This window comes from Thalassotalea ponticola (genome assembly GCF_041379045.1).
GTDB classification, from domain to species: domain Bacteria; phylum Pseudomonadota; class Gammaproteobacteria; order Enterobacterales; family Alteromonadaceae; genus Thalassotalea_A; species Thalassotalea_A ponticola.
This window is the reverse complement of record NZ_CP166871.1, coordinates 2,009,008-2,022,605: the sequence shown is the minus strand read 5'-3', so window position 1 is coordinate 2,022,605 and position 13,598 is coordinate 2,009,008. Positions and strand designations below refer to the sequence as shown.

The window sequence follows — 13,598 nt, the reverse complement described above, 5'->3', positions numbered from 1 at the left end:
TTGCCCCGTGATAAAGGGGATTAAGACAGACCCCAACCGATGTTTAGCCAGTGGTCTTCGTTGGAATGTTGCCCCGTGATAAAGGGGATTAAGACTTACAGCGATCGTCAATAGGGTGATAAGTATAGGGGTTGGAATGTTGCCCCGTGATAAAGGGGATTAAGACCTCCATGTTGAAGGACTCGTCGCGCATGGTTTCCGTTGGAATGTTGCCCCGTGATAAAGGGGATTAAGACTCCTGCTCTATATGTAACATATCCATAAGATTACGCTGTTGGAATGTTGCCCCGTGATAAAGGGGATTAAGACTCCTGCTCTATATGTAACATATCCATAAGATTACGCTGTTGGAATGTTGCCCCGTGATAAAGGGGATTAAGACCCTTAGCTAAGATAGCAGCCTCTCGTTGTAGGTTGGAATGTTGCCCCGTGATAAAGGGGATTAAGACGTGCCATAGTCTACTTCCTCCAGTGTTTTGTGGTTGGAATGTTGCCCCGTGATAAAGGGGATTAAGACGAACTTCTACTACGCCAGCTACCTGCTGACCTGGGTTGGAATGTTGCCCCGTGATAAAGGGGATTAAGACCTAGCACAAATCCCAGTGTTTTCGCCATGCCAAACGTTGGAATGTTGCCCCGTGATAAAGGGGATTAAGACTTTTCTTCGCCCCCTTCTCTTCTTGTTGAGTGGTTGGAATGTTGCCCCGTGATAAAGGGGATTAAGACGTCATCATTTCACGGATGCTTTTGCCTTCTGTGTTGGAATGTTGCCCCGTGATAAAGGGGATTAAGACAGTTTAAGGTCTTCATGTCTGTGTGATAACGTTGGAATGTTGCCCCGTGATAAAGGGGATTAAGACAGGGTCTGTACGCCAAGATCCCACAAAGAGGTCGGTTGGAATGTTGCCCCGTGATAAAGGGGATTAAGACCCAGTTTTTGCGTCTACTGACATAGCCTGCTTTTCTGTGTTGGAATGTTGCCCCGTGATAAAGGGGATTAAGACGTTAATTTAGACATAAATTTCTCCTTAAACTGGTTGGAATGTTGCCCCGTGATAAAGGGGATTACGGTCTATCGGTATGTAAATTGCCCACGGTTATAAGGTGGGCACTTGCTTGACTAGTTGCTTTAAACCTTCCAACAACAGCAGGTCATTAAAGTCGGTCGGTTTGTGCAGCAGTGATGTTGATGAAAACTGGGGGATCACTATGTGGTCACCGCTCAACATGGCTTGTCTGGCTTTCAATACTCCAACATTGCCTACATTAGGTTTCCACTGATCATTATCTGTGAACAGGTAGACATTTGTACTAGGTTGACCATTTAAACTTTTACGAACATGTGCCAAGTTGTTCGCGGTAAGGGCTACGTATATTGGGCCATGCCAAACCAGAGCGATACTTAATCCGGTGATAAGCCCTTCGCAAATTGCAACACTGTGCTGTGATGCTGTTTTTCCTCTGATCTCGACATAGCTTCCATTCAAACAGCCAGATTTTAGAATCAAGTGCCGTTTATAATCTTGTTGGTTTTTGCTGAAAATTTTGTGATAACCAACATGCCCGTGTGTTGCATTTTGCAGTGGAACATATAAATCGCCATTGCCGGTGCTTCTAATATCAGTTCTTAACAGCAATGACGTTGTCGCGTAACCGTTCAGTCGACGAGCAAGCCAAGGGTGTTTAATATCAATAGGCTTGGCGGCGTAATACTGTTTTTGAATAGAGTGATATCTTTGTAATTTAGCTTTGTCTTCTTGATATCTCGTTGTCGTGTTGTGCTTTTGATTGATGCGAACAACTTTACTGTATTGATGACTAATTTTTTCCGTGCCCGATGTGTCACTATTTAGATATGTAAAGCCATTAAATTCACTGACAATTCCACCATGTTTGAACGTTCGAAATTGAACATATGGGTATTCTTGCCCGGAGCGAGTTCGATTTATATAAAACAAAACACTGCAAGTTCCCCGATATTTGCTTTCTAATACCGGTACACTGTTCCCTTTCAACATGGCCCCAGGAGGGGGCATGTTCGACAGTAATTCTGAGCCATCAATACCAACCTGATTTGATGCCATAATAAATTCATGTTGATGAATGCGAATAATATCTAATGCGGTATACACGTTGTGACTGCCTTGTGATTGACAATAGATTGTCTATCGTAGTGCTTTTTAAGTTACGGATATCGAGTAACAAACTTGTCTTAGGGATTTCTTTATTGTTTGTAAAGGTTTGTCGCTTCACGCGGGTATGTCAGTTCAGATGGAAGCGAGCCAAGATGACTTATTCATAATACCTGGGCGAAATATGCTTAGTTAGATGAAATTTCCATGAGTGAAAAGCTTTTTACCTAGGTTGACAGAAAAATGATCATGTATCGTATGACATGTGTTTTTTTTAACAGACGAGCAAGAGTAGCGGAGGAAGGATGTCTAGAGGAGTCAATAAAGTCATTTTAGTTGGGCGCGCTGGCCACGCTCCCGTGTTATGGCATTTAAGTGATGGCGCGCCTGTGTGCAATGTTTCGTTGACTATCAGTGATGATTAGACTGACAAAGCGACACAACTGCACATGCTTGACGGCAAAGATAGTGGGCCAACTAGCCTGTCGTCATCCGGTGAAGTCACCAAAAAACCCAAAGTTATGACGAGCCAATGTTGCGGCAGAGGCCAAGGAAGCACTTGATCGTGATAGTAGGTACAAATACGGCGATAAACCATCAACCAACAATTTAGATATAGATGACGTTGATGATATTCCGTTCTAGACAAAGACAAAATTGATACAGGGTGAGCATCTTTGAGTCGGCAAAGCGCTAAGTATTCAGTACGATAATAAGAATGCTACCAGTATTTAAGACTGCTATTAGTGCAATAAATATCAAACACAGACCAAGGTTGTTGATTAAGGGATAGTATGAAAAAGTATTTTATAAGTCGCCATCAGGCAGCAATAAATTGGTCGTTGCTAATGGGTTTGGGAATAGATGAGTTTTTATCACACTGCACTGATACCAGTGCATTTAAAGCGGGTGATTGCGTGTATGGTAACTTGCCATTGCACTTGGTTGAACAACTGTGCATTAATGGTGTACGGTATTACAATCTCAACATAGATATACCGGCAACTCTTCGTGGTAAGGAGTTAACAAACGATGAATTTCTGCTTAGCCAACCGATATTAGTTGAATATCACCTTCAGCGTATAAGGAAATAAGCATTATGAAACATGCGCTTTTGGCTGTTACCGGCCTTTCGCCCCAAGTTGTAACAGAAACTCTGTATGCATTGCACAAACAGGGACAGCACATTGATGAAATCTATATCATAACCACGCGAGAAGGAAAAAAGCGAGCGCGCTTAGGCTTGATTACGGATGCATACCTGCAACAGCTGTTAAATGAATATCAAATGAGTCCTGTCCTTTTCGATGAATCCCATATTTATTGTGTTGAAAATGATGGTGTACAAATCGACGATGCTTTAACTGAAGATGATCACTGTGCCATTGCTGACTTTATTACCCGAAAGGTTCGTGAGTTCACTTCTGATCCCAACGTGGCCGTACATGCTTCAATCGCAGGCGGGCGAAAAACCATGACGTTTTATCTTGGGTACGCCATGTCTTTGTTTGGTCGACAGCAGGATACTTTGAGTCATGTTTTAGTGAGTGAAGGATATGAAGGCATACACGATTTTTATTATCCGACCAAAGAAAGCAAAACTGTTAAAAAACACAACGCGATTTTAGATGCTAAAGAAGCGGAAGTGACTCTTGCTGATATTCCTTTTGTGCGCATGCGCAAGGAGATGCCTGATAATTTATTGCATAACCAATACGAAGATTTTTCTTCTACGGTAAGTAAACTGAATCTACAGAAAGAAAATATTTGGCTAGTTCTTGATTTAAGTAAAAATCAGGTAACATTAAATGACGATATTTGCCAACTTACACCAAATCAGATGGCAACATATTGTTGGTTTATCAGTGAAAAACAAAAAGATTGTCGAGGTCTTATTAACCCGAGAAATCTTAAAGAAGAAGAGTGTAAGAATTACAGTAGACGCTTTTTAAAGTGGGCGTTGAAAACGCGGTGCGATAATAAAGTATTTGAAGCCTTGGGCGTTAAATACCAAGAAGACTTTCGAGATAATCCTGAACAATGCCCTGTTAAAGCGATGGATTATGACAAGTTCGAGAGAACCCGAACAACCCTTAATAAGACGTTGAAAAACAAATTTGGATGTTATCTTTGCGAATTGATCGGCATTAACAAGTTGCCATTTTATGACTGTGAAATATCAAAGCACAAACGCGTTGGCATCCTTGTTGCCGCGGAAAATATAACCATAAAGGAATAACACTGTGTACATTTATATTAATTTAGTATCAGCTCAACTGTTTCCTAATGTAATTCCAACCATGTCGGCAAAATCAAATATATCTAAGGTATATTTGGTTCAATCTGGTCATAGCTTTGCCCACAAGACTCAGCAGCTTAAGCAATATTACACAGAGAATGGCTTTGAGGATGTAGAGGTTGTACAAACCCTTGATGCTCATGACTACGAATTACTGCGCTCAGATGCAAGAGAATTGTTTGATCGCATTCGTTCTCAACACCCAAATTGTCATATTGTATTAAACGCCACCGGTGGCACAAAACCAATGTCTTTAGCATTTACTAAGCAATTTGACAACCTCGCTGAACAATCTATGGCGATTTATACCGATACCGAAAAACACAAGGTGATAATGTTAAATGATGCCAGTTCAGCGCAGTTACCTTATATGTCGATATTGGATGTGCCTAGCTATCTTAAACTTAGTGGTTTTCAGGCAGAGTCGTGGCTTGATCGTGACAGCATCGATATTGACGGTGTGTATCAGCGAGCACAATTAAGTAAAGAACTTTTAAAGGTGGCTAATAAGCAAGGTTTTTTAATTTCAGTTTTGAATGGTTTGTGTCAACAAACAAATTTTTCGCGTAGTAATTCAACGTTTATTGCTCAAATTCCAGTTGATGATCATAAAGTTAAGAAATTGGCTGCAATATTAGATCTCGCTCAAAACTCAGGGGTGCTCACTTGGTCAGGTCAAAGTATTACCTTCAAATCAGAAGATGTTGCTAGATATTTAGGGGGAGGCTGGCTAGAAGAATTGACGTTTTTAGCGGCTCAGCAAGCTCAAATTGAACATGTGGCAATGAATGTCGAAGGGTACGCGTTAGCCAAACACGACGCTGTTAAAAACGCAACGATAGCTAATGAGCTGGACGTGGTGTTAGTGAATAATAACCAAATGTTACTGGTTGAAGTAAAAACGAAAAACTGGCGAGATGGCTCAGGTCAAAATACAGTGCGTAAGCTTGACAGTTTAACAGCGGAGCTTGGTGGTATGTTAGCTAAAGGGGTTTTGGTTTCCGCTTTGCCGTTCAACGATTCAACCGAAGATAGGTTATTAAATAAACGTAACTTAGAACCGTTGCAAGTTCGGAGTTATCAGGCGTTGGTCGATTATTTTTGCAACTGGAAATTGGAAACAGACGTTTAATGTGTATTAGCTCAGACAAAAGCACTATCGCATTGATAGCGCGCTGATACCATACTTTGTAAGCTTTCCACCGACTACTTGCTATAAAAGCCTGAGCAAGTTTGAAATGGTCAGTATCGGGATTAAGCTACAATGCTTTGTTCGAAAATGATCGAGTATTCACGAGAGTAGGTTGTACGTTGTATGCCGCTGTCGAGTCGCTTTGTTTATACACTGGGCAGTGATTTAAATTAATTGCTAGGTATAAGATACCTCTTCGTTCAAGTTCGTCTAGAAAGTGTATTAACCGATTGGCAAAACAATATTCAGGTTATTTAAACAACATTGAGTCACGTAGAGGGTTCATTTGTTGTCTGAGTTGTGCAACTATAGCTAACAAGTGCAAGGACGATTGAGAATAGGATTTCTATAATGAGCGCTACGGAAGAGCAATTAATTCGGCGATGTTGTCGTTTATTACGCGCAGTACACGAGCTACATAAGCAGGGATATCAAAATTTAGCTATTTATACTGGCATGTCATCATCTGGTGGTCATTGGCGGGTGCAATTGGTTCCATTTTATGATGTGTTCATTGATAATGACGACAACATCGCTTGCTACAATGACGGCACGTACGAACAGGCGTCTCATTCATCTGGACTCGATGGTAACCTCTATTTCGGCTGGGAAGATGCAATAACACTGAATGCAAGACAATTAGCTGAGCGCATAAAAGAGCGCTTCCCACGATTATTGACGCAGTGTAAAGCAAACAACTTCGAGTATGCAGGATGGTTAACGTATATTCTAGGGAATGCAGAGAAAGGCATACTGCCGGTGATGTATCGTGATTACTATTCCTCACCAACTGGGTATATTCAATCGACTTCATCTGAAGGCATACTCACTCCTCCACACCGAAAACTCCATCAAAGGAATGGTCGCAAGTTTGTATATGCTGATCCCAATCATTTAACGATAAATGACGATTGGCACACAGCCTATATCTCAATTATTGATAACCTTAGATCTGCTTCAGTAGCAAAGTATCCAGAGTACCCTATCGCAGGCGGCGATATTTTTCAAATAGGCTCCTATTGGGAGGGAGCTATTTATTATATCTATCAGATTTTGGGCATCAGCAGAATTGATGAGTTTTTACTCATGCTAGATAAATGCCATCGTGAACAAGAGTTGTGGAATACGTTTTTTGATATATGGGATAGCCAAGATCAGTTAGTTTATTTAAAAGCATTTTTGGTACGACAAATGCTGTTACAAAGCGATAAATACAAGCTTAGTTCACAAGATAAAGTGTATTGGGAAAATTATCTCGAGCGCTTTGAGAAAAAGTACAGTCACAAGCAATCAACATTTAAGAACCCCAATCCGTACTTTGGGGGTAATAATCCGTTGCACTTAGGGCTAGTGCTAGACGATTTAGAGCACGCTAAGCGTTTGATCTAGCCCCAGTTACAGTATCGATACAATATGCGGATTAATGTAAGACTTGGTTGGAGCACGAGTGCGGTCAACGAATAGAGGTTAAAAAATATAAACAACAAGTTTAGTTAACGGTTACGGTCGTAAAAAGCTTTTTATTGCAAAGTTCTTACAGAGATAGGTTAAGCTTGCTCATGTAAAACATACTAACCAGTTGCCAACATGACAAACGGAGTTACGAGTTGGTCACATGAACTTCTCTTTTTAAATGTTCTCTATGAGACGCAAGGTAACCAAGACGCATTTTAAATAGTTGATTAACGTACAGCGAAGTTTGTGAGTCTTGTATAGCTGGTGTTTTTAGGAAAGGGGGATGACTTGATATCATCTAAGTTCAAGTCTGCAGCCTACGTGTCGACGTGTTGCCCTGATAGTTGATGTCTGATTCAAACTTGGTTGAGCGTATATGACAACGTCATACACTTGTTAATAAAATTTAGTATTTCGAAAATAAGGACAATTATGGATAGTTACTGGGCTGATGATTTTTCAGAAGATGAAATGGACACCAGGGAAGAATATTCGCACTCGTTTGAGCACGAGGCGGCACCTAATACCAGTAAAACTATGGATGGTGTGTTGTATTGGAGTAACGAAACAAATCGTAATGAGAAGCGTTTAAAGGGTTCGTTACGTCGTTTGTTTTTTAAGCATCCTAAGCTCGAAGGAAAGTATAAAAACCAGAGCGAAGATATTGATGACCAGCTGAACCTATTTTTGAGAGACTTCTTTTTAGAAAATATTCCACTAGCATATTTTGTGGCGAACTTATCAATAAAGGACCAAGCGGAAGAGCGGATTAATCTCGCTATTCGAATTCCTAACCATGGAGAGTTCTTAAACGACTTACCTTCAACAAGTGCTATTTGCATCAGAGGTTACTGGGGAGTCATGCAAAGGAATCCGGTTTTTGTTCCCGAAGATATCTTCACCAGCTTCAACGACGAAGGTGCAGCCGATTATGAAGTAGAGCTGCTTGCTTCTGCGAGTTCGTTGCGCCCAGAGCGTTACTGTACAGACAATATTTTAACTCCAGAACTCGCTGACAAATTGCCTGCTATTTCGGTCAAAGCAGCAGAAAAATTAAAGGATTGGCAAGAGTTTTTGAATTTCAAAAGACAACTGATTGATCGGAAAACCATCGGGCTACGCTATCTAGAACACTCATTTGATCAACAAAGTAACCTGCAGTTTCTTGTTATGGCTGAGCGTGAACAACTTATTAGTCAGGCCGACAGCGTATTTAAGCGAAAAGACCTTGAAGCGTTTGAATTAGGAATTTCACAAGACCAATGGCGCTTTGAGTTGAATTTTAATGACAAGTTTAGTCGCATACCGCGTGGTGAACAATTGGGTCACTTAAAAGGTAGAATTAAAAAGCTAAAAGTGACTGAAACGAAGAAGTACAGTAAGCATCTTACTTTGCTGCATGAGAGCGGGATTGACAAACCTATTTTAGCCTATGTAACAATTGAACCATCAGAAGATTGGAAAAACAAACTCGATAACGCGTTAAAGGAAATTGAAATAACAGAAGATAATGAAACGCAAAGCGCTTCTGATTTGATTTCAGAGAGGAAGCAAGTAGAGGACGCATTACTTAGTGCTATTCCTGAGCAAGGTTTTATTTCGTTCCCTTCTGTTGGTGATCTGACCTTGATTAAACGACAAGAGCAAACGATTAAAAATTTGCGCCAGAATGAAAACTGTTACTCCCCGTATCTTTCTAGCTATATGTTTGACATTTCCAAAGCAGGGGCATCAAAAAATGATACTACTATCGAATCATGGTTTAACGAGCAATTAAACGCAGCTCAGAAACAAGCGGTCAATAAAATGGTATCAGCGCCAGATCTGTGTTTGGTACAAGGTCCGCCGGGAACGGGCAAGACGACTGTCATTGCTGAAGCCATTCTTCAGTTAGCACGTAATGGCGAAACAGTTTTGTTGGCAAGCCAATCGCATGACGCCATTGATAATGCTTTAAGTTGCATTCGCAACCGACCTGAATTAAGAGCTATTCGACTTGCTCGAGGGCACGGAAAAATTACCGAAGAGGGTAAAGCGTTTGCTGAAGATAAGGCTTTGGGACGTTACTATTCAAGTTTACATGACTACGCCAAAGACCAGTGGCTTATACCTCAACAGAAAAGAGATGAAGAATTCACACAACTCAAGATGTGGATTGAAAGTGCTAAATATGTTGTTGCAGATCTGCAAAGTGTTGAAGACCAACTCAATAGACAGTATCAGCAGAAAAAGTTTGTCAAAGACTCTCTAGCGAAGGAGCAACAAGCGTATGACGATAGTGTTTGTCGCTGGGAGGTGTTATCTAGCCAAATTGACGCTACAAATCAATCAATGGTTAACCTACAAAACGAAAAATTGGAGATTATTAGTGACTCTTTCCTTCCGATAGCGTGTACAAATTTGATCGTTCTGCTGCAACAGATGAAGGAGCAAAACATCGACATTGAAGAACACTTTTTAGCGTTTGAAGACTTTGATAATCCAGCTTCAAGTGCATTGGTGCTAAATGCTTTGTTGGCAATCTGGAGTCGAGTAAAAGAAATACTGCCAGCATTACGAACGGATTTGTTACGCCTTCAAAGTGCCGGAAGTGAGTCATTAAAAGATGATTTAACACAGGAAAAGATTACGCAGTTAGAAATTCGTGAAGAAAACTTAGCCGCAGAACTGGAGACAAATGATAGCGAAGAGCTATTTGTGCAATGGCGTGAAGTTAGAGCGGAAATTAGAGTTCTTCAAAATCAGGCTGCAGGATTAGATATTGCAAATTATCAGTGTTTCACGGATAGAAGAGATATTGTCAATGTTAAAAATGCCGCACAGACCTATCAGTTAATGTCTAATAGAATCGGTAAGTTAGATGGTTTAAAGCAGGAGGTTGATATTGTATTGCAGGAAGTTATTGATCAACAAAACCAATGGTTGAAACAAAATAAACATATTCCAAAGCCATCAAGTGATGCATTAAGGAAAAGACAGAAGGCTTTACAAATTACTGAGAGAGATTTGGCGACTCTTAACGAGTCACTGCAGGCACATAAGTCTAGAGCTGCCGAGCTATTATCCGCTAGAAACCTTGACTCGACACGGAATTTGGATGAATGCTTGAGAGAAGCAAATAAAGACTATCAAGATAAAATGGATGTGGCTATTGAATTCGATAAAAAGCATGCACCATGGCGAGGTTTTTTGCATGATTGGACAGCCAATCTATCAATAGAAAATTCGGCGCAACGCGATTGGGAGCACGTAAGCCAAACTTTTCTTGAAAGCTGTAATTTAGTTGCTATTTCGTGTAATGAAAGTGACAAAACCCTTAAGGATGCAGGAATCGAAAGCTTTGATACCGTGATCATTGATGAGGTATCTAAGGCGACGCCGGTAGAACTTTTGCTACCTCTTATGCGCGCACGCAAAGCAGTTTTAGTCGGTGATCATCGCCAGTTACCTCCCGTTTTTCAAGAAAGCCAAGATGCACAAGCCTTCACAGATAAAATAGAGGAATATGAAGATGACGACACAGAGACACTGCTCACCAGGGACAATTTGAATCGCTTTGAAAAAATGGTGACAGCATCACTTTTTAAAGAACATTTTGAAAATGCCGATTCATCGATAAAAGAACGATTGACTACACAGTATCGCATGCATCCGAAGATAATGAACTTCGTGAATTATTTTTACGACGGACAACTGTTGTGCGGAAATCCAGAAAAAGACAGATCACACAATATTCTGTTGAAGAGTAAACATAATACACTCTTGTCGCATAAAGATCATGTGCTGTGGGTCGATACGTCTTTAGACTTTAAAGGAAACGTTTTTAAAGAGAACCAAGATCGAACCAACCGACTAGAAGCCATTCTTATCGCTCGTACTTTGGTTGAAATAAATCAACAATGCGCTCAGCAAGGTTTTGATAAACACAACAAGCAAGTCGTAGGCGTAGTTTCGTTCTATGCTGCGCAATGTCGAGTTATTCGCGATGAAATTAAAAAGGTAAATAACGGTAAAATTCAATTTGATGCTATCCATGTCGAAATCAATACCGTTATAAGATATCAAGGTAAAGAGAAGCCAATAATTTTAATTAGCTTAGTTCGCAACGATGGAGGACCAAAGCATAAACGCAGGTCTGCAAAAGCCAATGTTGCACGGTTCGAATTCATCAACGTTGCTATGTCACGGGCACAAAACTTATTAATCATGTTCGGTGCCCGCAACATGCTAGAACTGAGAGATGTGTGGCTTCCTAATATGGACAAGCCGGGTAAACAGAAAAAACAGGTTTACCGCCAATTTTTTGCCCAATTAGATCGCCAAGCCAGTATTTTCAGTGCAGCAGAAATGACAGAACACTTTGATGGTACGTATTTAATAGGCAAAGGAGCGCCAAAGTGATTTACGCACATAATATTAAAATTGACATTCCTGTCTTGAAAGTTGATTCAATAATTTCCTATCAAACGGTGCGACGTCCAACCGTATTTGAGAAAAGTCTTTTGCAATTGTTTGCGAAATATTCAGTCGAGTTGGGGGATCGCACTCTTGAAGACATTGCTAATCATCTGAAACTATGTTCAACATTTTTTATTGATGCTCTGAGGCATTTAAACGATTTTAGGGCGATTCAGCTTAGTAATGATTATTCAATAGATGATGCGTTAGGGATGCAATGTAATTGTATTTTGATTACTAGCGAAGGACGAGAGTTCCTATCCCAGAATGCGCTGCCGAGCGAGAATAAGTATACCACCGAAACCAGCTATTATGATCCTCTGTTAGGGAAAATAGTCGGTAAGAATGATGTCAAATCAACTTTTGGTGAAAATCCAATACGTTTGCCAATTGACAGTTTGGATGTCACTCTCTCTGCAGTCAAACCATTGATTGATGAGAAATTGAGACAGCGTTGGAAGTCAAAGGTGAACGAGCGTATTGACAAGATAGAACCTCAACTGAACGGGGAAATTTGGGACCGAAAAGTATTTAAGATTGATATTGATCATAATGGCAATATAACGCCTATGTCTAAAGATGTGGTTTTTTCAAAATGGCTAGAGGGTGCAGAAGCAGAATATCTTTGGCAGTTCGTTATTTCTCCAGTTTTTTCTTCAGATTGTCAACACCAGCAACTTCAATTTGACTGGAATATGGTTCACGACGTGGCTCCAATTGGTCAAATAACGGCCGTGATAAATAAGCTAAAGCCACATTATCTACTAACTTTCGATAAAAATATTGAAACCGCCAATGTAGCGAGTGTGGTTGTTGACCCTTCAAGTAATCCATCATTAAAAGGCAACGTCTTAACACTTAGCCGAAGTCCTATCTCATTGGAGGAGGGCGCTGATGCACTGCTAGTACATAAATCAAATGGCGGCTTTGATGTGCAATCTGGTCTATCACAGGTTTGGTATAGTGGACAGCCTCGTGAGGTTGATTTGACTATCATCACTCAAGCCGATAACAAGAAAGAGCAACTTGAACAGTACCTTTTGACAAGTGAAGACATCAATGTTGTCATTTTTTCAGCTGTCATTGATTGTAATCAGGCAATTAAACGTTTGCCTTGCGCAAATATCAAGCAAGTGGTTGGTTATTATAACAAAATGAATAAGTTAGTAACTGATCTTAGCGTAGCTATGTTTAAACAGAAATTTAGGCCCCTAAGAAACAAGGAAGAGGTTGAGCAATGTATCCATTTTCTTAAAGAGAAAGAATTATCTGTAGATAGCTTAACAACCGACTGTTTAATTACATTAATTAATTCGGCGATAAGAAAAATTGAAGTAATTGCAGGTTTATCTATTAGCAAAGTATTATCTGATTTAGTAAAGACATATGATTCTATAAATAGAAAAATACAACAAGACCTACTGAATGTAGACAACTTCAAGGTGCTTAAGCTTAATGTGTCGCGCTACCAATTATTAAATAATTTGGCTATTCAAATTAAATCATTATCAAAGATGCTCCCGGCGAGGGCAGTTAATGAGTCAATATTGGCAAAGCTTGAAGAAAAAATACTTAACATCCAGCAATATTTTCAATCGCAGTATGCTAATCCAAACGACTTTAAGAAGCGAGTTGTGATAATCGATACGAACTGCCTCATGCAAGATTTATCCTTATTAGACAAGGTTAAACCGTCAGATCAAGTTGTAGTACCTACAACGGTCTTACATGAATTAGATGGTCTGAAACAAGAAAATATTGACGGTAAGTGGAGTGATAAGGCTAAGAAAGCCAGAGCAGTAATCGACCGATTAGATTGCAGCATTATCGACTATGAACAGGCGCGTCCAGACTTATTAGACAAGATGGATAAGAATACAATAGGCAAGCCTGATTTGAAAATATTGTCAGTTGCTGCTTATTATCGATTGTGTAATTCAATACTTATAACAAATGACAAGAACCTGCGAAATCTAGCAAATGCCGAAGGCATCGCGAATCAATCGACGCAACGGTATCTAGCTGGTTCGCAGCGTAATAAAAAGATTAAAAGGAAGTAAAA

At 40.1% G+C, this 13,598-nt stretch carries 7 protein-coding genes and 1 CRISPR repeat array (1 of these 8 running past the window's edge); of the genes, 6 read left to right on the top strand and 1 reads right to left on the bottom strand.

Going from position 1 to position 13,598, the window contains the following annotated elements; all coding sequences use genetic code 11:
- Positions 1-1,072: direct repeats of the CRISPR family, unit length 36 nt; unit sequence GTTGGAATGTTGCCCCGTGATAAAGGGGATTAAGAC; it reaches 214 nt to the left of the window's first position.
- Between the two features lie 25 nt (positions 1,073-1,097).
- Positions 1,098-2,132 carry a toprim domain-containing protein gene (locus ACAY30_RS08720; RefSeq protein WP_290250201.1) on the bottom strand — a complete coding sequence of 345 codons (1,035 nt, stop codon included), beginning with the start codon at positions 2,130-2,132 and terminating at the stop codon, positions 1,098-1,100.
- Between the two features lie 794 nt (positions 2,133-2,926).
- Here ACAY30_RS08720 and csx16 point away from each other — a divergent pair.
- The 6 genes from csx16 (at position 2,927) to ACAY30_RS08690 (ending at position 13,596) form a co-directional block, all read left to right on the top strand.
- On the top strand, positions 2,927-3,226 hold the full coding sequence (gene csx16, locus ACAY30_RS08715) for a CRISPR-associated protein Csx16 (RefSeq protein ID WP_290250200.1): 300 nt from the start codon (positions 2,927-2,929) through the stop codon (positions 3,224-3,226).
- 5 nt (positions 3,227-3,231) lie between these two features.
- On the top strand, positions 3,232-4,371 hold the full coding sequence (gene csm6 / locus ACAY30_RS08710) for a CRISPR-associated ring nuclease Csm6 (protein ID WP_290250199.1): 1,140 nt from the start codon (positions 3,232-3,234) through the stop codon (positions 4,369-4,371).
- 4 nt (positions 4,372-4,375) lie between these two features.
- On the top strand, positions 4,376-5,563 hold the full coding sequence (locus ACAY30_RS08705) for a Card1-like endonuclease domain-containing protein (protein WP_290250198.1): 1,188 nt from the start codon (positions 4,376-4,378) through the stop codon (positions 5,561-5,563).
- A 411-nt stretch (positions 5,564-5,974) separates the two neighbouring features.
- On the top strand, positions 5,975-7,012 hold the full coding sequence (locus tag ACAY30_RS08700) for a hypothetical protein (RefSeq protein WP_290250197.1): 1,038 nt from the start codon (positions 5,975-5,977) through the stop codon (positions 7,010-7,012).
- Positions 7,013-7,510: 498 nt separating this feature from the next.
- A complete protein-coding gene (locus ACAY30_RS08695) occupies positions 7,511-11,479 on the top strand; it encodes a DEAD/DEAH box helicase (RefSeq protein ID WP_290250196.1) in 3,969 nt (1,322 codons plus the stop codon).
- Positions 11,476-13,596, top strand: a complete 2,121-nt coding sequence (locus tag ACAY30_RS08690) for a PIN domain-containing protein (protein WP_290250195.1) — start codon at positions 11,476-11,478, stop codon at positions 13,594-13,596. The genes ACAY30_RS08695 and ACAY30_RS08690 overlap by 4 nt, the downstream gene beginning before the upstream one ends.
- The last annotated feature ends 2 nt before the right edge of the window (positions 13,597-13,598 follow it).